At 42.1% G+C, this 20135-nt stretch carries 18 protein-coding genes and 1 tRNA gene; 12 read left to right on the forward strand and 7 right to left on the reverse strand.

The annotated features are described in order from the left end of the window. Positions 1-2: 2 nt before the first annotated feature. The 3 genes from NH153_RS10015 to rimI all read left to right on the forward strand — a co-directional run bounded on the left by NH153_RS10015 (position 3) and on the right by rimI (position 883). Positions 3-79 (forward strand) — tRNA-Trp (locus tag NH153_RS10015). A gap of 68 nt (positions 80-147) precedes the next feature. After that, a complete protein-coding gene (locus tag NH153_RS10020) occupies positions 148-450 on the forward strand; it encodes a hypothetical protein (RefSeq protein WP_063703359.1) in 303 nt (100 codons plus the stop codon). Beyond that, positions 437-883: a ribosomal protein S18-alanine N-acetyltransferase gene (gene rimI, locus NH153_RS10025; protein WP_063703361.1), complete on the forward strand. Its 447-nt coding sequence runs from the start codon at positions 437-439 to the stop codon at positions 881-883. Before NH153_RS10020 ends, rimI begins: the two co-directional genes overlap by 14 nt. Here the strand turns inward: rimI and NH153_RS10030 are convergent. Beyond that, the gene (locus NH153_RS10030) at positions 880-3534 is read right to left on the reverse strand and encodes a hybrid sensor histidine kinase/response regulator (protein ID WP_063703363.1); all 2655 of its coding nucleotides are present in this window, start codon (positions 3532-3534) and stop codon (positions 880-882) included. The two genes, rimI and NH153_RS10030, sit on opposite strands and share 4 nt — an antisense overlap. 251 nt (positions 3535-3785) lie before the next feature. On the opposite strand from NH153_RS10030, the gene prfC reads away from it, so the two are divergent. The 4 genes from prfC to NH153_RS10050 all read left to right on the forward strand — a co-directional run bounded on the left by prfC (position 3786) and on the right by NH153_RS10050 (position 9049). Further along, complete coding sequence (gene prfC, locus NH153_RS10035) at positions 3786-5369, forward strand: peptide chain release factor 3 (protein WP_063703365.1); 1584 nt, start codon at positions 3786-3788, stop codon at positions 5367-5369. A 61-nt stretch (positions 5370-5430) separates the two neighbouring features. Continuing rightward, positions 5431-7173 (forward strand): arginine--tRNA ligase, encoded by a 1743-nt coding sequence (gene argS / locus NH153_RS10040; protein ID WP_063703367.1) that lies wholly within the window; start codon positions 5431-5433, stop codon positions 7171-7173. Positions 7174-7636: 463 nt separating this feature from the next. Beyond that, positions 7637-8275 (forward strand): pyridoxamine 5'-phosphate oxidase, encoded by a 639-nt coding sequence (pdxH, locus tag NH153_RS10045; protein ID WP_055020972.1) that lies wholly within the window; start codon positions 7637-7639, stop codon positions 8273-8275. Further along, complete coding sequence (locus tag NH153_RS10050) at positions 8276-9049, forward strand: TatD family hydrolase (protein ID WP_063703369.1); 774 nt, start codon at positions 8276-8278, stop codon at positions 9047-9049. Here the strand turns inward: NH153_RS10050 and NH153_RS10055 are convergent. Then, positions 9016-9636, reverse strand: a complete 621-nt coding sequence (locus NH153_RS10055; RefSeq protein ID WP_054560826.1) for an AhpA/YtjB family protein — start codon at positions 9634-9636, stop codon at positions 9016-9018. The two genes, NH153_RS10050 and NH153_RS10055, sit on opposite strands and share 34 nt — an antisense overlap. 125 nt (positions 9637-9761) lie before the next feature. Here NH153_RS10055 and serB point away from each other — a divergent pair, with 125 nt between their 5' ends. Next, on the forward strand, positions 9762-10781 hold the full coding sequence (gene serB / locus NH153_RS10060; protein ID WP_063703371.1) for a phosphoserine phosphatase SerB: 1020 nt from the start codon (positions 9762-9764) through the stop codon (positions 10779-10781). On the opposite strand, the gene NH153_RS10065 is transcribed toward serB, so the two are convergent. Continuing rightward, entirely contained in the window at positions 10764-13244 is a 2481-nt protein-coding gene (locus NH153_RS10065) for a PilZ domain-containing protein (protein ID WP_063703374.1), read from the reverse strand. The genes serB and NH153_RS10065 overlap by 18 nt on opposite strands. Before the next feature lie 354 nt (positions 13245-13598). On the opposite strand from NH153_RS10065, the gene radA reads away from it, so the two are divergent. After that, positions 13599-14984: a DNA repair protein RadA gene (radA, locus tag NH153_RS10070; RefSeq protein ID WP_063703376.1), complete on the forward strand. Its 1386-nt coding sequence runs from the start codon at positions 13599-13601 to the stop codon at positions 14982-14984. Between the two features lie 50 nt (positions 14985-15034). Next, complete coding sequence (locus NH153_RS10075) at positions 15035-15967, forward strand: aq_1923 C-terminal domain (RefSeq protein ID WP_063703378.1); 933 nt, start codon at positions 15035-15037, stop codon at positions 15965-15967. 26 nt (positions 15968-15993) lie between these two features. On the opposite strand, the gene NH153_RS10080 is transcribed toward NH153_RS10075, so the two are convergent. Together NH153_RS10080 and srmB are read right to left on the reverse strand one after the other, a co-directional pair. Beyond that, entirely contained in the window at positions 15994-16332 is a 339-nt protein-coding gene (locus NH153_RS10080) for a BON domain-containing protein (RefSeq protein ID WP_063703380.1), read from the reverse strand. A gap of 215 nt (positions 16333-16547) precedes the next feature. After that, entirely contained in the window at positions 16548-17780 is a 1233-nt protein-coding gene (srmB, locus tag NH153_RS10085; protein ID WP_063703382.1) for an ATP-dependent RNA helicase SrmB, read from the reverse strand. A gap of 76 nt (positions 17781-17856) precedes the next feature. On the opposite strand from srmB, the gene NH153_RS10090 reads away from it, so the two are divergent. Beyond that, the gene (locus NH153_RS10090) at positions 17857-18555 is read left to right on the forward strand and encodes a tRNA1(Val) (adenine(37)-N6)-methyltransferase (protein WP_063703385.1); all 699 of its coding nucleotides are present in this window, start codon (positions 17857-17859) and stop codon (positions 18553-18555) included. Here NH153_RS10090 and NH153_RS10095 read toward each other — a convergent pair whose 3' ends face one another. Beyond that, positions 18556-18993, reverse strand: coding sequence for a hypothetical protein (locus tag NH153_RS10095; RefSeq protein ID WP_063703387.1), 438 nt, complete (start codon positions 18991-18993; stop codon positions 18556-18558). Between the two features lie 104 nt (positions 18994-19097). Here NH153_RS10095 and NH153_RS10100 point away from each other — a divergent pair, with 104 nt between their 5' ends. Continuing rightward, positions 19098-19526, forward strand: coding sequence for a DUF2147 domain-containing protein (locus tag NH153_RS10100; RefSeq protein WP_063703389.1), 429 nt, complete (start codon positions 19098-19100; stop codon positions 19524-19526). Between the two features lie 43 nt (positions 19527-19569). Here the strand turns inward: NH153_RS10100 and fldB are convergent, their stop codons facing one another. Next, entirely contained in the window at positions 19570-20091 is a 522-nt protein-coding gene (fldB, locus tag NH153_RS10105) for a flavodoxin FldB (protein WP_063703534.1), read from the reverse strand. Positions 20092-20135: the final 44 nt, after the last annotated feature.

Raw genomic sequence — 20135 nt, forward strand, 5'->3', positions numbered from 1 at the left:
GCAGGGGCGTAGTTCCAATTGGTAGAACAGCGGTCTCCAAAACCGACGGTTGGGAGTTCGAATCTCTCCGCCCCTGCCATTTCTTCCTTCTTTACTTTAATCGCAAATCTCCCTATATTACTTGCTCTTAATCATGATTGAGTTGTTATGAATCCAAGTTACGCTGCGATATTCTCTGTACAATCTTTAGAGTTAAATCAACACTATCGAACTGCGCCTGATATTTCTGGCGAACAGATGCCAAACACTCAACAAGAAACCCTCACGCTACCGTTACAGTTTCACCAAGATCTCGAAAAAGCGTTTGCGCCGTTAGTGATCACTCAAATCGTAAAAGCAGCAAGTATTAGTTGGCAACAGGGCTGTTTAGCTTTACCTAGCGAGAAGCTTAATAGTGAACAGAAAAAACAACTTTGGTCTTTAATCGGTGAGCAACTTGATAAGCTTTAAACCTGTAGATGCAAGCTATATTAGCCAGTTAATGGCTATTGAAAACGCCTGCCATAGTCACCCGTGGACAGAGAAAACCATGCTGTCGTGTTTAGCTGGGCGTTACTTTAACCTGGCTGCTTTTCAAGGCGATGACATGCTTGGGTTTTATATCGGTGAACAAGCGGGCCCGGATTACACCTTAATGGATATTTGTGTTGCGCCTAAGTATCAAGGGCAGGGCATTGCTAAGCGATTGTTAAATGCCTTTATTGAGCATGGCGAGCAGCACCAAGCTGAAAATCTCTTCTTAGAAGTGCGTGAATCAAATGCACCCGCTATTGGCCTGTATGAAAGCGCTGGCTTTTCACATATGTCGGTGCGTAAGAACTATTACCCAACCGCGACAGGCAACGAAGACGCTATTTTAATGGGGATGAGCTTTTCCCTTTAAGATGCCTCTTCAAGGGCATCGATAAGTGCGTTGTAACATTGTTCAACTTGCTCTGTTTGATTACTGCGTAATGCATTTTCAAGTTGGCCTGCGGTCTTATGAATTGCTTCAAAACTAAAACACCCCGCACTGCCTTTTAGACTGTGCGCCAATGAGCGGAGTGCTTCCCACTCTTTAGCACGATACAACTGCACAACTTGAGATAAGTAATCAGGTAGTTTTGAACGGTAGTTGTCGTTAATTTGTTGGAACTTTTCACTTTTTAGTAAGTTTTCCCACTTGTTTTGACTGTCTTTTTCAATGTGTAGGTAGCTTACAAGCACTTGCTCTAGAGCATCTTTGTCGATTGGTTTGGCGAGTGCTTCATCACAGCCAGCCTCTATGTAGGTATCGACATCGGTTTTCATTACATTGGCCGTAAGCGCAATGATAGGGCCATCATAGGCTGCGTGACGTAACATTTGCGTTGCTTCTAAGCCGCCCATGACAGGCATCTGCATATCCATGATGATCAGCTGATAATCATTTACCAATGCCATTTCTACTGCTTCAGCCCCATTTTTGGCAATGTCTGGCTCAAGCCCCCAAGTTTGTAACAGTAGTTTGATCAGTAACTGGTTATCTGGGTTATCTTCGGCTACCAGAATATTGGCATCAAAGCTATTCGCTGCGAATGACAGCTGAACGTCTTTACTTGGTGAGAGCTGCTCATAGCTATGAATAAAGCCCTCATTTTGTAACTGCTCGGCATTTAAATGAGCAGCAACTTGGACGGTAAAACAACTGCCGTTTCCAGGTTCGCTAATAAGTTGCACATCACCGCCTAGCAACTGGGCTAAGTTCTTCGATATACACAAGCCAAGGCCTGTACCACCGAAGCGGCGAGTGGTCGTCGCATCGGCTTGTTCAAACGGTTTGAACACCCGTTCAACCTCACGCTCTGACATACCAATACCGGTATCTTGAATCGCAAATTCTAAATGTTGTTTATTGCTGTTGTAACTTATATCGATTGAGATGCTGCCTTTCTCAGTGAACTTAACTGCGTTGCTGGCAATATTGATTAAAATTTGTTTTAAACGTGTGGTATCGCTATTAATGGTTTTGGGTACTGGCAGCTGGTAGTTAATATTAAACGCCAGTTGCTTTTCATTAGCCAGCGGGCGAATAATCGAATCAATATCATGAATAAGCTGCACCACATTGCATGGGCCGCGTTCAACAGCCAGTTTTTCAGCCTCAATTTTTGATAAATCAAGAATGTTATTAATAAGCTCAAGTAAGTGCTTAGAATTACGTAAAATAGTACTTAAATGCTGCTCATCATTCACCGCATCTTTGTTGTGCAGGAGCTGCTCTGTAAAGCCCATAATTGCGGTTAGTGGGGTGCGAATTTCATGACTCATATTCGCTAAAAAGCGGCTTTTCAGTTGGTTGGCTTGCTCAGCTTGGGCAATGGCCACTTCTAGCTTGCTATTCATTGCTTCGAGGGCTTTGGTACGGCTTTCTACTTTTTCTTCTAGGTGATGCTTATATTCCTCAAGCTCGTCTTGGTAATGACGAATTTGGTTCACCATGTGGTTAAAGTCATTGAAAAGCACGCCTACTTCATCGTTTGTATGTGCTGGCAAGTACACAGATAAATCACCATCACCCACCCGATGGCTTGCAGCCCCTAATAATTCGACTGGGGTGAGTAGTAAGTTGCGCACCACTATGTAGATCAAAATAGGCAGTGAAATCACAGAGATAATTACAATTAACGCAGTAATTAAGCTGATGGCTTTACCTGATTGATACAGCAAATCTTTGGGAGTGGTTGAGATAAAGTAATCACCGTCGGTCATTTGTACCGCGTAGATAATGCGCTCTTCTTTGTCGATACTCGATAGTTCAATACTGGCTAGTTTGCCGTAATCAGCCAACCGCTTAATTTGTTCAAGCTCATATTCACTTAAATAGCTGCCACGTAAGTCATAGTCTGAGCTAAATAAAATTTGCCCCTTAGTGGTCAAAAATAAATTTAAGGTGTTATTAAATGGCGCTTCTAAAATGCTGGCGTTTAGTATTGATGGTTCAACATGAACAACAATAAACCCTAGCTGCTGCGGCTGTTTTAAGTAGTAATCGATATTATAAATGGGGTGCACAAAGTACAGGCTAGTTGAGCCATCTTCTTTGGGGATCATAAATTGCTGTTGACGCAAATTTGATTGCAGCACTTGATCAAAAAACGGGTAGCTGTCGGGAGCTGGGGTTAATTGACTTGAATAAAACGCATCGCTTTTACCATCTGGGGCAACATAGTTGATGCTTACAATATCAGGGTAAGCTTCTGAATAGCTGGCGAATACATTCATCAACTCGCCAAGGCGCTCAATATATTGATTTTTTGATTCGGGTTCGCGGGCTAAAAAGTCTGCCAATACCGGAGAGGTCGAAAGTAACCGAGTAATCGAATGAAATGAGTCAATGTAATTGAAGATTTTTTGCTGTTGCTGCTCAACAAAGCGACTGACAATTAGCTCAGCTTGTTTTTTTGTTGAATTGGTCACATTGGTTAACGTAAAGCCACCTAAAAACAACAAAGGTAAGATCACTAATGGTGTGATATACCATAATAATCGAATACTGAGCTTACTGGTTTTCATGACCTAAATTGATATCCCTCCGTGCAATTTATCAATAGTATGCGTTACAACTTGATTACACAAGCTTAGCAAAAAAGTGAACAACGAAAATAGCAAAGCAAAGGTGAATAATTACTTACAATCGCTGCTTTTTTGGCTAAGACAAACAAGGTATAATACTCGGCAATTCTATTTTATTTTTACAGTGCGCACCGAGCTTTATAATTTATAAGGCAGTTAAGTGCGCTTTGTTATGACTAAAAGCAGCTTACATGTCTAATTTAACTACCGAAATTAATAAACGACGCACCTTTGCGATCATCTCGCACCCGGATGCGGGTAAAACCACCATTACAGAAAAAGTTCTGTTATTCGGACAAGCGATTCAAAAAGCGGGTACCGTAAAGGGTCGTGGCTCAAACCAGCACGCAAAATCAGACTGGATGGAAATGGAAAAAGAACGTGGTATCTCGGTAACTACGTCTGTTATGCAATTTCCTTACAATGAGCGTCTGGTTAACTTACTTGATACTCCTGGACACGAAGACTTCTCTGAAGATACTTACCGTACATTAACGGCGGTTGACTCGTGTCTAATGGTAATCGACGCGGCGAAAGGTGTTGAGGATCGTACTCGTAAATTAATGGAAGTAACACGCTTACGTACTACGCCTATCGTAACTTTCATGAATAAGTGTGACCGTGATATTCGTGATCCAATGGAGTTATTAGACGAAGTTGAGACTGAGCTTAACATCGCCTGTGCGCCAATCACTTGGCCGATTGGGTGTGGTAAAGAGTTTAAAGGTGTGTATCACATTCACCGTGAAGAAACGATTTTGTATAGCACAGGTCAAGGCCACACAATCCAAGAAGTGCGTGTTATTAAAGGCTTAGATAATCCTGAGCTTGATACGGCGATTGGTAGCGAACTTGCTGAGCAGTTGCGTGAAGAACTTGAGCTAGTTGTCGGTGCATCACACGAATTTGACTTAGATCTGTTTTTAGCGGGCGAGCTATCACCGGTGTATTTTGGTACGGCATTAGGTAACTTTGGTGTTGACCATGTACTTGATGGTTTAACTGAGTGGGCACCTGCGCCATTACCTCGCGAAACAGAAGACCGCCAAGTAGCAGCAACAGAAGAGAACTTCTCTGGCTTCGTATTTAAAATCCAAGCGAACATGGACCCTAAACACCGTGACCGTATTGCCTTTATGCGTATTGTATCTGGCAAATATAGCCAAGGTATGAAAATGAGCCATGTACGTATTGGTAAGCAAGTCAGTATTTCTGATGCGGTAACCTTTATGGCTGGTGATCGTGAGCGAGCGCAAGATGCGTACGCGGGTGACATCATTGGTTTACACAACCACGGTACAATTCAAATTGGTGATACCTTCACACAAGGCGAAAAAATGAAGTTTGGTGGTATTCCTAACTTCGCACCAGAATTATTCCGCCGTATTCGCTTAAAAGATCCTTTAAAACAAAAGCAATTGTTAAAAGGCTTAGTTCAGCTATCTGAAGAAGGTGCTGTGCAAGTATTTAGACCGCTTATTAATAATGACCTTATCGTTGGTGCGGTCGGTGTACTACAGTTTGATGTGGTTGTTGCGCGTTTAAAAGCAGAATACAACGTAGATGCGATTTACGAAGGTGTCAGTGTAAATACAGCACGCTGGGTACACTGTGATGATGCGAAAAAATTCGAAGAGTTTAAGCGTAAGTGCGAAAGCAACTTAGCGCTTGATGGTGGTGATAACCTTACTTATATCGCGCCAAGCCGTGTAAATCTAAACTTATCGATGGAGCGCTATCCAGATATCAAGTTTAACCACACACGCGAAAACTAATACGCTAAGTCTGCTTCAAATTTAAGTGCCCGCATAGCGGGCCATAAAGGTAAAAATTACAATGAATATTCGTACTCTTTTAATCGAAAAAGCAATTGCTGCAATGGTTGCAGCAGGATTACCAGAAGATACAAATCCAGCGGTAACGCAAAGCACACGTCCGCAGTTTGGTGATTACCAAATCAATGGTGCAATGGGCGCGGCTAAAAAATTAAAATCAAACCCGCGTGAACTAGCACAAAAAATTATCGATAACCTAGACCTTGCTGATATCGCAGAAAAAACTGAAATCGCAGGCCCAGGTTTTATCAATATTCACTTAAAGCCTGAGTTTTTATCTGCAAGCTTAAAAGCGGCAAACGAAGACGAAAAGCTGGCTGTTGCACCACATGCAACGGCGCAAAAAGTGGTTGTTGATTACTCATCACCTAACCTTGCTAAAGAAATGCACGTAGGTCACTTACGTTCAACCATCATTGGTGATGCGGTTGTTCGTGCCCTTGAGTTCCGTGGTGATGAAGTTGTTCGTCAAAACCACATGGGTGACTGGGGTACTCAGTTTGGTATGTTAATCGCGCACTTAGAAGATCAAATCAATCAAGGTGTTGATTTAGACAAAGTGGCGCTTGCTGACCTTGAAACCTTCTACCGTGATGCGAAAAAACGCTTTGATGATGAAGAAGGGTTTGCTGATAAAGCGCGTGATTACGTTGTTAAATTACAAGGTGGCGATGCACACTGTGAAAAACTGTGGAAGTTATTCATCGCGACTTCTGTAAAGCACTCTGAAGAAGTTTACAAGCGTCTAAACGTAACACTTACAGCAGATGACATCATGGCTGAAAGTGCATACAACAGTGAACTTGCAAACATCATCGCACTATTAAAAGACAAAAACATTGCTGTTGAATCTGATGGCGCACAAGTGGTGTTTTTAGATGAGCTTGCTAACAAAGACGGCGAGCCTTCAGTGTTTATCGTACAGAAATCAGGTGGTGGTTTCTTATACGCGACGACTGACTTAGCGGCCTGTGATTACCGTTCAAATAAACTAGGTGCTGATCGTATCCTAATCTTTGTAGATGCACGTCAAAGCTTACACTTCAATCAAGTTGAGCTAACAGCACGTAAAGCAGGTTTATTACGTGATGAAACAAGTTATGAATTCTGCCCATTCGGCACCATGATGGGTGAAGACGGTAAGCCATTCAAAACTCGTACTGGCGGTACGGTTAAACTTGCTGATTTACTTGAAGAATCAATCACTCGTGCAGCAGCTAAACTTGCTGAGCGTGAGTCAGATTTAAGCGACGAAGAGCGTAGCGAAATTGCCCGTAAAGTAGGTATTGGCGCAGTGAAATATGCGGATCTTTCTAAGCACCGTACTAGCGATTATATCTTCAACTGGGACACAATGCTGAGCTTTGAAGGTGCGACAGCGCCTTACTTACAATATGCATACACGCGTGTTCGCAGTATTTTCCGTAAATCAGGTATCGATGCAGCGTCATTAACAGCTGACGTTGCAATCAACGAGCCACAAGAAAAAGCGCTGGCGCTTAAACTTCTTCAGCTAGAAGAAGTACTGGATCTAATGATCAGCGAAGCGACACCGCACGTATTATGTGGATACCTATACGAACTAGCAAGCCTATACATGACGTTCTACGAAGCATGCCCAGTTCTAAAAGAAGGCGTAGAGCCAAGTGTTCGTGACAGCCGTTTAGTACTGTGTAATTTGGTTGCGAAGACATTGAAATCAGGATTGGACCTGCTAGGTATCGAAGTAATGGAGCAAATGTAATCAGCTTCGTGTATTTCGCTTTAGCTGCGTTAATGAGTTTATTTAGCCTAAGTCACATACAAAACACGTATGCTCCTTGGCATAAATAAACTCACTGCCTTGCTAGCACTCCTACACTTGCAGATGATGCGCTTTGTAGGTTGGGTAGAGCGCAGCGAAACCGAGTATAAATCGCAGGCCCTAGACTCTAGGCGCTAGGGGAGTAGCTTGTAGAACCTAGAACCTAGAACCTAGAACCTAGAACCTAGAACCTAGCTTCGTAGGTTGGGTAGAGCGCAGCGAAACCCAACAAATTGACAGTTCAACAACCTTGATTAATCTTTAGCTGATAGCTGATAGCTGATAGCTGATAGCTGATAGCTGATAGCTGATAGCTGATAGCTGATAGCTGATAGCTGATAGCTGATAGCTGATAGCTGATAGCTGATAGCTGATAGCTGATAGTAGCGATAGAGGGAATTTTATGAAACTTGAAGATATTCGCCGTGAATATTTACAGGATGGTTTATCTGAAGACATGCTTGATGCATCTCCAATCAAGCAGTTTGAAAAATGGCTTGAACAAGCTGTTGCCACTAATTTGCCTGATCCTACGGCGATGGTCGTTGCAACGGTTGATGAACATGGTCAGCCTTCGCAGCGTATCGTGCTGTTAAAGCATCTTGATGAAAATGGTTTTGTGTTTTTTACCAATACTGGCTCGCGCAAGGCGCAGGAGCTCAAAGGTAATAACAAAATCTCTCTGCACTTTCCATGGCACCATATGGAGCGACAAGTCATTGTTTATGGTGAAGCTAAACCTTTACCAACAACGGCTGTGGCTAAGTACTTTTTATCGCGTCCTAAAGAAAGCCAGTTAGCAGCATGGGCATCTCAGCAGAGTCGTCCTGTGTCATCACGTAAGGTATTAATGGAAACATTTGCGAAAATGAAGCAAAAGTTTTCTGAGGGTGAAATTCCATTGCCTGATTTTTGGGGAGGCTACTGTGTTGAGCCTACTAAAATCGAATTTTGGCAAGGCGGTGCACACCGCTTACACGACCGCTTTATGTATCAACGCCAAGCCGATGGCAGTTGGCAGTTTGGTCGCTTAAATCCGTAAATGCGTTTTATCGATTCCCACTGTCACCTTGATTTTAGCGAATTTGATGAAACTCGCACAGAGCTCATCACAGCATGCAAGCAAGAAGGGATCGAGCATTTTATTGTGCCGGGCGTGAGCTTGGCACAATCTACAAAACTATTATCGTTTGCTAAATCAGAGCCAAGTATTTCAATTGCTTTAGGCTTACATCCTTATTTTTTATCTGAACACCAAACTCATCATCTCGCTGAACTGGAGCAGTTAGCAAAAAACCATTCAGGGCAGTTTATTGCCATCGGCGAGTGCGGACTTGATCGCAGTATCGACAACCTCGATAAGCAAACACAGCTTTTTGAAGGGCAAATAGAGCTTGCCAATCAACTCGCTCTACCACTGATTGTGCATCACAGACAAAGCCATGATTTAATTGCTCGCTCATTTAAGCGCTGCAAGCCAAAGTTTGGTGGTGTAATTCATGCCTTCTCAGGCTCAGAACAACAAGCTCAGAGTTATATTAAACAAGGGTTTAAACTTGGTGTCGGTGGTGTAATAAGTTACCCGCGCGCTGCTAAAACTCGTAAAGTCATAAACGCAATTCAGCCACAGCATTTAGTGCTTGAAACCGACTCGCCATCAATGCCGTTAGCTGGCTTTCAAGGCCAAGTTAATACGCCGCTAAAGGTGCGTGATGTATTCACTTATTTATGTGAGCTTAAAGGCGCGACAGGGGATGCAAAGCAGCAATTGGCTGCTGAACTTTATGATTCTTGCTCAGCGCTTTTTTTGATGTAACGGTTGATTTGCCAGTGTTTTAAACCGCGCCCTAGCTGCCAAGTAAAAATACAGGTGATCACTAACATTAATAATACTTGGCGACCTAAATCATGAAAACTACTGTGGCTGGTTGCAATAGAAGCCTGCGTTAAATAGGTAATTGACACAAAACCAATTGGTCTTTCATCATCACTTATCACTGGCTCTACAAATGGGGTTTTGAGTTTGCTAATACCCGGCGTTGAATCGGGTAATAAACCAAAGGTGTGGTGACTTTGCCAATTATCGCTGGCAGCAATTTGGATACCTTGTTGATCGTAAATCGTTGCCGCTAACACATACTCATCTTCAGCAATATGATTACATAACGCATTTAACTCGGGTTTGTTTTTTTCTTGCAGTGGGGTTTTTGCATTCAGTGCCATAAACTTGGTTAAGCTTATCGCTGTGCTGTCAGCGCTATCATAAAGTAACTGGTGGCTTTGAAAGCTACTATTCATGGCAACCCAACTTAACAGCACAAAACAGGCCGCAGCTAAGCTTAAACGCACAACACGTTGGCGATAAGTGGCTGAAAAGGGAATTTTAAGTTGGTTATTTTTCATAGTCACCGTATACGTTACTGACAGCTTTTAAATTTGATGGTACAACATGATAACTTTAACAGCCCCTTGAGTGCGAGTAGCAAATGCACGACCAAGGACAGACATAAGTCTAATGTGGAGCCACTATGTCACAGCTTAGCTTAGCTGCTACACCTTCAGCAAATTTAGCAGAACAAATCAGCCTAAATTGCTGGTATAAAATTGAAAACAAACACCTTATTACAACAGACTTTACGCCAAAAGCAAATCAAGGCGTGTTCAGTGTTGCCTTTGGTAATGAGCTTAATGCTGAGCAATTGCTTGCGATTAGCGAATTTTTAGCAGCGCAAGGGGTTAGCAATTTATCGCTTTGTTGCTATCAGCCAATTGCCGATTTGCCAGCAGCGTGGAGCTTTCATAGCGATACAACAAGCGTACTAAGTCCGCTGGTATTAGTTGAGTTTGCTAAGCAACTGGGGATTCAACTGGTGCAATTAACGAATCCACCCACGGTGAATGAACCAGGTTTATTACTAATGGATATGGACTCAACAGCCATTACTATTGAGTGTATCGACGAAATTGCCCGCCTTGCCGATGTGTATGACGAAGTTGCCGCTGTAACCGCGCAAGCTATGGCCGGGCAGCTCGACTTTGCACAAAGCTTAAAGCAGCGTGTCGCGAAGCTTGAGGGCATCGATGTAGATTTAATTGACGGCTTAAAAGCGCGTTTACCGCTTATGCCGGGCGTGAGTGAATTATGCCAATACCTAAAAGCGCATAACTGGCATTTAGCAATCGCATCGGGTGGCTTTGTGCCTTTTGCAGAGCAAGTGCAGTCACTGCTTGATTTAGATGAAGTGCATGCGAATACTCTCGAATTTAAAGATAACCGTTTAACAGGCAAGGTGATAGGCACAATTGTTGATGCAGAAGAAAAAGCCCGTGTACTTAAACGAATCGAACAAAAGCTGACTTTAAATAACCGCCAAACTGTTGCCATGGGTGATGGTGCTAATGATTTAAAAATGATGGCTGCGGCAGGGCTTGGTGTTGCTGTGCACGGTAAACCGAAAGTGGTTGAGCAAGCACAAACTGCAATTAATGAAGGTTCATTACTGCAAGTTGCTTACTTACTCACTCTCCCGTTAGATTACTCGCTTTAACCAAGTTGCTTTGCGTTTACTCATTTCCGTGATCAGCCTTTGGTCAATATCAAAATGGGTAAGCGCTTCTTCGGTTATATCAATCAAATCACCCACACCGGCTACTGCCCATAGCGCTTCTTCTAGGTCTTTTGCTTTGTGTAATGCGTACTGACTAATATATTTCAGCTCATTCGCTAAGTAATCAATATCTGGGCGGCCAGTCCGTGACACATACAAGCGAAACACAAAGACTAAATCGTTTTTCAGCGCTTTTTTCACAAACAAAGTTTGTGGTTTGTAGTCATCTTCACTAATACAACGACTGGTAATTGCATCGCTGATCACAGCTTGGCGCGGATCAAAGCGAACAAACAGGGTAAATGGTAAGGGGGGATCTTGGCGACTGCGGTCTTTGATTAATGGGGTGATCACCTCAGAGATTTGATCCGTTGATAAGAATCCATCAATGCTGGTTGTCTCATTTAATAACGCAAAGTTTTGCAGCAATACATGAAGAGGGCTAGGGTATAAGCCTTGGCCAATAGCGCCAGCTTTAAAGTGAGCTGCTTCTTTGTGTAAATAAAACGGAAATTGGCATACGCTTTTGGTCACCATATTTCTAAGTGCGGTCGATAATCCCGGAATTTTTGGGGTTTCTTCACAAACACGTAATTTGTCTTTGTTGTTATCGATTAATACAGTAAAAAACTTAATTGCCATATGGGGTAAGTCACCAATACGATGCACTTTTAAGTTCACTGTTGTCAGTGATTTACTCACTGCCATCACTTCATAAGCCAAATTTGTTAAATCATGCTTTTTGGTAATTTTTTGCAAATCAGGCAAGTTTAACTTAATGATATCGCCTTTTTTGAACTCAACCGGATGGTCACACTCTATTTGTAAGCCCATCACAGATAAGTCACGGGTGTGGCCCGTGATAAGCTCTTCACCTTGAGTAATAGAGACTGCGGTTTTGTACAAGTAGCGTTTATGTGCCCGAAGGTTCACATATTCAAGCGCCACTGGCTCTAAATGAGGAGGCGTTTTATGTTTGCTGTGACCAAATTGCTTAAGCTGATTTACTGCATCTTTATTGTAATCAAGTTGCTGGTACGTTTGTTGCTCAAACTTAGTGCCGATCGAGGTCAATATCAGTAGGTATTTAACATCTTTGATCAGCCCTTGCACCCGTGGTGTAGGGGGCTTATTAAGTTTTTCGATATTTTTACCAGCACTACTAGGTAGAGATAACGGAATGTATGAATCTTCCGGGTGGCTTGGCATCAACTGAAGCTTAAAGCATTGCCAGCTGTCTTTTTGGCTACCAAATCCGAGGAATAAATCTCTCAGTTGTGGCTGACTCTCAAGCTCAGTTCGAGTGGCTGAATAATAATAAATCTTGCCCGCTACGGTGTGAGTGAAGGTATACAGGTATTCTTCTTTTACGGCATCGGGTGAGCTGAGTAGATGACCTAAGCGCTGCTGATTGATAATGCTATATAAGCATGACAACTTACGTTCATCACAAAAATAGCGCTGAATAAAAATATTATTCTCAGTAGTGAGCGCAAGGCTAGGGTAAAGCTTATCGCCTTGTAAGCTTAAAAAAGTGTAAAACGAGGTAACACGTGGAATGTAGTATTGCTCGTAGCCTTTCGATACAACTGCATCCAGGGTATTGTCTAAGTTCACTTTATAGCGACGTTTGTTGCCATGAATAAAGCTTTCTAAGAACTCATCAAACTTTTCATTATTTTCAATAAAAGTGCGTTTTAAGCGTACATGATTGTACTCACGAGAGACTTTTTCTACCGCAACTACTTCATATTGAATACCGTTTTTTAAGCCCAGCTCAAAGTCTTGTTCTAGGCCGACTAAGCGCAGACCAATTAATTGGCCTTTTTTAACTTGATAGCGAGGCGCTAATTTTATTTTCGCACCACTTAGGGAAATATCCGAGGTAGATGCCGCAACTTTACTGTCTTTATCAAGCTCAACGGTGATTTTAATTGAATAGTTCATCCGCTCTTCGCGGCGACTTTCATAGGATGCAAACTTAATAACCTTGGCAGATTGTTCTGGGGCTGTACTATCGTCCGTTAACGCTTGTTCTGCGGCTTTTTTTTGCATCACTCGGTGATTATTTTCGGTGTTCATTACCGCTTCGTAAACGGCAAGTGTGTAACCACCGTGGCGTTTTATAGCATCTTCAAACACTTCAATGGCGGTATCGTCCATAAAGTGTTGCTTGCCATCATATTCGTAGGGTTTGACTTGTCCGGTTACTTGACCACGTAAATCAATAAAGCGTGCCACTGGCTGAGATAAGCGCGACATTTCCATTTTGATCAGAAACTGCTCTGGCTTAGTTAAGCTAGCTGTCTTTGATTTAAACAGTTTGTCGAACTGGGGAGTGCCTAAATGTGCCTTTAGTTCTTCAACTAGGCTTTCATATTTAAGCAGTATGTCTTCAGCCATTTATAAAACCATCACCGTCTATCTAAAAAAGTAGGTATACTAACGGGCTATTTAAAGCCAAAGCAGTGTAACTACTTTTTTATTTTATTCGTTATTGTTATATGTATTCGCCAATTAAATGGCAAGCACTGTAAAGTTTTATTTGTAAGCAAAAACTGTGCCCTTAACTATTTCTTAATTAAGCACTTAGCTAAATTAAGCGTTTTTCAGGGGGTCAAGTTACAACATATTATCTTTTGTGATTATAAAAATGACTCTCACTTAATCGTCTGAGTCATAAGTTTTACTTTAGCTATTATATGCTTGAAAATACAGAAATAGTCACAAATCAGCTACAAAAATAGGTAAGGCCGAATGGCAAAATCAGCAAAAATCGAATTTGTCTGCACTGAGTGCGGCATGAACTATCAGCGTTGGCAAGGACAGTGTAAATGCGGAGCATGGAATACGCTGGCAGAATTTAAGCCTTCAGCAGGGCAATCAAAACAAGCGGCAAGCCGTGCGGTAGTGGCAGGTTATGCCGGTATCGCAGGCGGTGGCTCAAAGAAAATAAATGAAGTGGCAACCACTGAGGCCGAAAAACGCCTTACCGAAATCGGCGAGCTAGACAGAGTATTGAGCGGTGGTGTAACGACAGGTTCAGTTAACATTATCTCTGGCGACCCTGGCGCTGGTAAAACTACCTTGCTCTCAGATTTAGTTGCACGTATGTCAAAACTGATGCCGTCTTTATACTGTACAGCTGAAGAGTCTCTATCGCAGTTCAAAAACCGTGTGAATCGCCTACGTTTAGATTACAACGAAGACGAGCTTTACTTACTGTCTGAAACCAGCGTTGAAGCCATCATTGAAGAACTTGATAAAAACAAAATCAAGTTCGCGGTGATTGACTCAATTCAGGCTGTGGTAACAGAAACGGCAAATGGTAGCCCAGGCTCGCCATCGCAGGTTAAAAGTGCAGCGCAAGCTTTAACACAATATTGTAAGCAAAATGATGTAACTATGTTCATCATTGCCCATGTAAACAAAAATAACGAAATTGCAGGGCCGCAAACACTCGTGCATATCGTTGATGCTTTATTGCATATCGATACCAACGATGGGCAAATCAGAACTTTACGTGCTAATAAAAACCGTTTTGGCGATATCGACACCGTGGGTATTTTCAGAATGTGTGAGCGCGGAATGCTGAGCGTTGATAACCCAAGTGAAATCTTTTTGTCAGGCTCGAGTACTGAATCTCCGGGCTCTGCAATCACCTGTATCCGTAAAGGTAACCGTAATTTACTACTCGAAATCCAATGTTTAACCACAGAAACCGAAGCTGAATTCCCGCAGCGAGTATGTGTTGGTTTAAACATGAACCGCATCAAGATGCTGACGGGCATTTTGCGTAAGCACACAAAAACAAAAATCTTTCACGACACTTTTTTCAACATTGTCGGTGGCTTAAAAATCGATGAGTCAGAAACCTGTATCGATTTAGCATTAGTAACAGCGTTATTAAGCAGCTTGAACGAATTTGTTGTACCCCGCACCACCTGTATTATGGGCGAGCTAAGTTTAAATGGTGATGTAAGACCAATCGACAGTGGCGTACCTCGAGTCAAAGAAGCTGCTCAGCATGGTTTTACCGAGATTTTTATCCCGCATCGCAATTACCATAAATCAATGGAAGGCCTTGGGGCGAAGATCACGCCGGTGAAAACGGTGCATGAACTATTGTCGTTAATAAACTAAATACAATTTGATACACTGATAAAAAAATTACACCAATTAAAGGAAATAAAATGAAGAAGTTAATTATTGCAGCGGTTGTTGCTGCGGCTGTCGGTGGCGTGGCTTACGCAAATTACGCAGCGACACAGGAAGTGAAAAAGGTGGTTGATAAGCAAATTAGTGCGTTATCAATTCAAAGCGGTGTAGATATTAAATACAGTGATATCTCAGCAAGTATTTTTGATAGCAGCATGCAGTTATCTGATATCACTGTTTCAAATAGTTTAAGTAATGAGCCAGTTGCAACTATCGACAGCATTGATGTGTCAGGTTATGAAGTTGATGCGATACCACCGCACACAGGCTTTGTGATGACTAACTTTCGTTTTAGCGATGAGTTCTTAGCGCAGCTACCAGAAAACTCAAATAACAAGTTAGCATCAACAAGCTATAACGTAAATTCATCACTTGATTACAATAAAGACTCAGGCGACAGTGACTTTGCACTTAAAGTGACTGCGAATGAGGTGGCTGATGTGAATTTCAATCTTGGTTTAGCTAAAACCACAGCGTTAATGGAAGCATCACTTGCTGCGAGTCAAATGCAAAATGAAGCAGCGGATGGCCAGCTAACCTTAGAGCAGCAATTACAACAGCAATCAAAGATGATGGCAGCACTCACTCAGTTAGAGCCGCGCCGTATTAATCTGTCGATAGCTGATGAAGGTGAGCTTAAAGCCGTGGTCGATAGCTTCTTAACTTCGCAAGGTATGACGCATGAGCAATTTAAGCAAGTGGTAGCTATGCAATTACAGCAAGTTCCTGTGAGTGAAGAACTTGCGGCAGCGATCACTAATTTTGTGAATGGCTTATCGTCTTTCTCTGTGTCGGCAAAATTACCTGAAGGTAAAGGCATGATGGAGATTAATCAGCAAATTCAAATGCTGATGGGTCAACCAGAAGAGCTTGCGAAATTTATCAACCTGCAAGCAAGCGGCGCATAATCTCAAGCCCCTCTGTAAATCTAGCCTTAAAGTGATGGGTGATTGAGCTTACTCACTTTAAGGTTGTTTTTTATCTGCATCACACCTTGGCTATGCTCTAAAAATTTTTGTGCTAAAGCTCTTTGAAAGCCTGTTTCTGCAATGCCTTTTAGTTCAACAGTATCACCATCAACAATCACTTGTAGGTTTTCAATTCGAAAATTAGGATTGCTTGTTAATTTCTGCAGTGCCATTTGTTGTAAGCGCGGTTGAGCCGATGTACTAGTCGTTAGCACGCTAGTATTGGCGCTTACGTTCGTTGCGCATGCAAGTAAAAAAATACAGCTTAATGATGTAAGTACTACGGTTAATTTGAAGCGGCTCATACAATTCCCTCGTTAATGTAGTCTGCTGTGAACTATTGCTGAACCAGTTACAATTATTATTCCAATGTTTAACTTGTTGATTTTAATGGGTTTTATTTGCATTGATGGGGTGAGGGGGAATAAAGTGTGAACTAATTACACACTCATTAGGTAAAAAGGGTAGGGTACAAAAATGCCGAGGCAAGCTCGGCATTTTTTCAGTAAGGGTAATAAAGCTACTTTTTCTTCTTCGCTTTAGCTTTGGCTTTTTTCTTAGCCTTCATTTTTACTGGATCTTTTTTCTTTTTAGAGGGAATTTTTGCTTCTTTGTGCTGTGGCTCAAAGCCTTTAATCACTCGGCGTTTAAGCTTTTGCTCTATGTAGCGCTCAACCTTGCCTAAAATTGCCACGTCGTGTGCTTCAACAAATGAAATCGCAATACCTTTTTTACCAGCGCGGCCAGTACGGCCAATACGGTGTACGTAAACGTCTGCGGTACGAGGCATATCAAAGTTGATAACATGGCTGATATCAGCAACATCAATACCACGTGCAGCCACATCCGTTGCAACTAAGATATTATTGCGACCTGAGTGAAAATTTTCCATCGCTTTCATGCGTTTATCTTGTGGCATTTCACCGCGTAACCAAGCAACACGAAGGCCTTCGTTGTTTAATTCACCAATTAATGTTTCTAAGCGCTCACGAGTTTTAACAAACACAATCGCTTTATGAATGTCGTCACCATTTAACGTTTCAACCAACATTTTAAGTTTGTGGTCGTAGTCATCCGCAAGGTGAACCCATTGGTGGATTTTGCCTTTCTCTTTACGTGAAGATTCGGCTTCAAGGAGTGCCGGATCGTTTAAGATACGCTCCGCAAATAACTCTACGCTGTCACCTTCAAGGGTGGCTGAGAATAAGAAACATTGGCGACGGTTACGTGCTTCATCACAAATACGAAGCATTTCTTTACGAAAACCCATGTCTAACATGCGGTCAGCTTCATCAAGAATAAGCACCTCAACATTTTCAGCATGGAAGTTCTCTGTTTCAAGGTACTCCATTAAACGCCCTGGTGTGGCAATGAGAATGTCGTTATTGCTTTCGAATATTTCTCTGTGTGTCCCGTAGTTTATACCACCTGTCACAACCCCAATTTTAAGATGAGTTTGTGCTGCAAGTAATTCGCATTGCTCATGAATTTGATAAGCAAGTTCACGGGTTGGCGTCATGATCAATACGCGCGCAAAGCCAGGATCGCGACGTGGGAAATCAAGCAAGTATTGAATTGCAGGGATCAAAAACGCGGCTGTTTTACCCGTACCAGTAGGGGCAGATGCCAAAATATCACGACCTTGAAGAGCTTCAGGGATCGCTTGTTGTTGAATACTGGTTGGCGTATCAAAACCCATTTTATTAATGGCATTTAACAGCTTGTTATCGATATCAAATTCAGAAAATTGCATAGAGTGACATAAATAGAGGACAATTGAGCCTAATTATACGCGTTAACGCGGCTGTGGTGAATGAAAAGGTGAAAAAATGTCAGGCTTTGTGTTTAAACAATTTACGGTAACGCAAACACGCACGGCGATGAAAGTGTCGACCGATGGTATTTTGTTAGGTGCATGGGCTGATATAAATAAAGCTAAGCGCATTTTAGATATAGGCACAGGCACTGGATTACTGGCGCTTATGGCAAAACAAAGAGTGTCTGATGCAAGTGTGAGTGCCATTGAAATAGACACGGGTGCCTGCAGTGATGCCCGAGATAACTTTGCCGCTAGCCCTTGGCCAGAAATAAACCTTTTCGAAGGATCAGTACAGTCGTTTAGCGCAGCAGAGCCTTTTGATGCGATCATCACCAATCCACCGTATTTTAATGGGAGCCTAAAAGGTGAAAATGATGCTCGAAATACTGCCCGTCATACTGACGGCCTTAGCTTCAGCGAATTGATAGAAGCGTGTACTAGGATTAGCCACGGCAAAACGCTTTTGAATGTGATTTTGCCTTGCGTAGAGGCAAAACAATTCATTGCGGTAGCTGAGCAGGCAGGCTGGTACTTAAATCGCCATTGCTTGGTACGTACAACCGAGAAAAAACAACCAAGTCGCAGCTTGTTGCTACTCAGCCAAAACAACGGCGAATGTGATACATCATCGTTAACCATACATGCAGCTGATGGCAGCTATAGCCAAGATTATAAAGAGCTATGTAAAGCTTTTTACCTAAACATGTAATTATATCTGTGATTTTTGTATGGAAGGTGGTTGTAATTGCATGACTTCATCAAGCTGAATTTGCTGAACATATTCAAGCTCTAATAGGGCGTCTAACACGGCTTTACTGTGCGACTTTTCTATTTCGGCGCTGCAAAAATCAATAATGCTAAAGCGGCGTTTGATTAGCAGACCTTTGATGTCAGGTAAAGGCTCTGTGGTTTCAATTAGTACGCGGGTTGTTGGGCAAGGGTCGGCATAGCCTGAGCGTAATAACTTTTTTAAATTAAACAAGTTATCATCAAGCCGACCTAGTTCAATGGCGGCTTTAGCGCTATCAGGAATAAATAATGGCTCAGCAAAGCGATTTATTTTTATTTCGCCAATGGCGTTTATTGTGGCAACCTGATTACTGTCGTAACTGACAATATCACCGGTAATTAATGTGAATTGACTCATTGTGTTCCCTCGCAATGTGTTGTCTTTGTATGATCATAACAAAATGGTGTGATTAACCAAGCCCTGTTATAGTGCCAATGTCTTAAATTTTATACGAGTTTTTTATGTTACGTTTATCAATTGCTTTATCTGCCTTATTATTTTCTCAATTGAGCTTTGCCGCAATGACGCCTGTGGGTCTTTGGAAAACCATTGACGAAGAAACCAATGAAGCGAAATCTTTAGTACGTATTAGTGAGCAAAATGGTGTATTGGTTGGCAGTGTTGAAAAAATCCTTAACCCAGCTAAACAAGATGCAATCTGCGAAAAGTGTAAAGGTGATAAGAAAAATCAGCCTATTTTAGGGTTACAAATTATTGAAGGTGCTAAAGATGCTGGTGATGGTAGCTGGCAAGAGGGTGAAATTTTGGACCCAAACAATGGTAAAACCTATACCCTTAAACTAACACCACAAGAACAAGGCAAGGTGTTAGAAGTGCGCGGTTATATTGCGTTTTTCTATCGTAATCAATATTGGCAACGCGTTGAATAATCATTAAAAAAGCCAAGCAATGCTTGGCTTTTTTATTCATGATTTACAAACTTTCGCTGTACTCAGTCATGACCTGTTCAACCCAGCTTGCAATACGCTCATCGCTGAGCTCGTATTGGCTGTCTTCATCAAGGGCTAGGCCTACAAATTGTTTGCCATCTTCGCTGAGTGCTTTTGAAGCCTCAAATTCATAGCTTGCATCGTTAGGCCATTTACCAAGCAAGGTAATGCTTTGATCACAAATTTCATCGTGTAACATGCCAAGTGCATCTTGGAACCACTGACCATAACCTTGTTGATCGCCCATACCAAACAGAGCCACGGTTTTGCCGTTTAGGTTAACATCTTTAATGTCGTCCCAAATTGATTCCCAATCTTCTTGCAACTCACCAAAATCCCAAGTTGAAATGCCGAAGATAACGAAATCAAATTGCTCTGCATTTTTTAATGGTTCATCTTTGATATTGTGAAGGCTCACGATGTCGTGACCAATAATATCGCGAATTTTCTCGGCTGCTATTTCTGTGTAGCAGGTTGTAGAACCATAAAATAAACCAATCTGCATCGTATTTATCACTGTGTATTTGCCTGATATGATAGGCGTAAGTT

Origin of the sequence: Pseudoalteromonas gelatinilytica, assembly GCF_001641615.1 — a bacterium.
Lineage (GTDB): Bacteria > Pseudomonadota > Gammaproteobacteria > Enterobacterales > Alteromonadaceae > Pseudoalteromonas > Pseudoalteromonas gelatinilytica.

What these genes read in the sequence shown, in the direction of transcription:
- NH153_RS10020 (WP_063703359.1), top strand. Translation starts at nt 148, where the DNA reads ATGAATCCAAGTTACGCTGCGATATTCTCTGTACAATCTTTAGAGTTA.
- NH153_RS10030 (WP_063703363.1), bottom strand. Translation starts at nt 3,534, where the DNA reads ATGAAAACCAGTAAGCTCAGTATTCGATTATTATGGTATATCACACCA.
- prfC (WP_063703365.1), top strand. Translation starts at nt 3,786, where the DNA reads ATGTCTAATTTAACTACCGAAATTAATAAACGACGCACCTTTGCGATC.
- argS (WP_063703367.1), top strand. Translation starts at nt 5,431, where the DNA reads ATGAATATTCGTACTCTTTTAATCGAAAAAGCAATTGCTGCAATGGTT.
- pdxH (WP_055020972.1), top strand. Translation starts at nt 7,637, where the DNA reads ATGAAACTTGAAGATATTCGCCGTGAATATTTACAGGATGGTTTATCT.
- NH153_RS10050 (WP_063703369.1), top strand. Translation starts at nt 8,276, where the DNA reads ATGCGTTTTATCGATTCCCACTGTCACCTTGATTTTAGCGAATTTGAT.
- NH153_RS10055 (WP_054560826.1), bottom strand. Translation starts at nt 9,636, where the DNA reads ATGAAAAATAACCAACTTAAAATTCCCTTTTCAGCCACTTATCGCCAA.
- serB (WP_063703371.1), top strand. Translation starts at nt 9,762, where the DNA reads ATGTCACAGCTTAGCTTAGCTGCTACACCTTCAGCAAATTTAGCAGAA.
- NH153_RS10065 (WP_063703374.1), bottom strand. Translation starts at nt 13,244, where the DNA reads ATGGCTGAAGACATACTGCTTAAATATGAAAGCCTAGTTGAAGAACTA.
- radA (WP_063703376.1), top strand. Translation starts at nt 13,599, where the DNA reads ATGGCAAAATCAGCAAAAATCGAATTTGTCTGCACTGAGTGCGGCATG.
- NH153_RS10075 (WP_063703378.1), top strand. Translation starts at nt 15,035, where the DNA reads ATGAAGAAGTTAATTATTGCAGCGGTTGTTGCTGCGGCTGTCGGTGGC.
- NH153_RS10080 (WP_063703380.1), bottom strand. Translation starts at nt 16,332, where the DNA reads ATGAGCCGCTTCAAATTAACCGTAGTACTTACATCATTAAGCTGTATT.
- srmB (WP_063703382.1), bottom strand. Translation starts at nt 17,780, where the DNA reads ATGCAATTTTCTGAATTTGATATCGATAACAAGCTGTTAAATGCCATT.
- NH153_RS10090 (WP_063703385.1), top strand. Translation starts at nt 17,857, where the DNA reads ATGTCAGGCTTTGTGTTTAAACAATTTACGGTAACGCAAACACGCACG.
- NH153_RS10095 (WP_063703387.1), bottom strand. Translation starts at nt 18,993, where the DNA reads ATGAGTCAATTCACATTAATTACCGGTGATATTGTCAGTTACGACAGT.
- NH153_RS10100 (WP_063703389.1), top strand. Translation starts at nt 19,098, where the DNA reads ATGTTACGTTTATCAATTGCTTTATCTGCCTTATTATTTTCTCAATTG.
- fldB (WP_063703534.1), bottom strand. Translation starts at nt 20,091, where the DNA reads ATGCAGATTGGTTTATTTTATGGTTCTACAACCTGCTACACAGAAATA.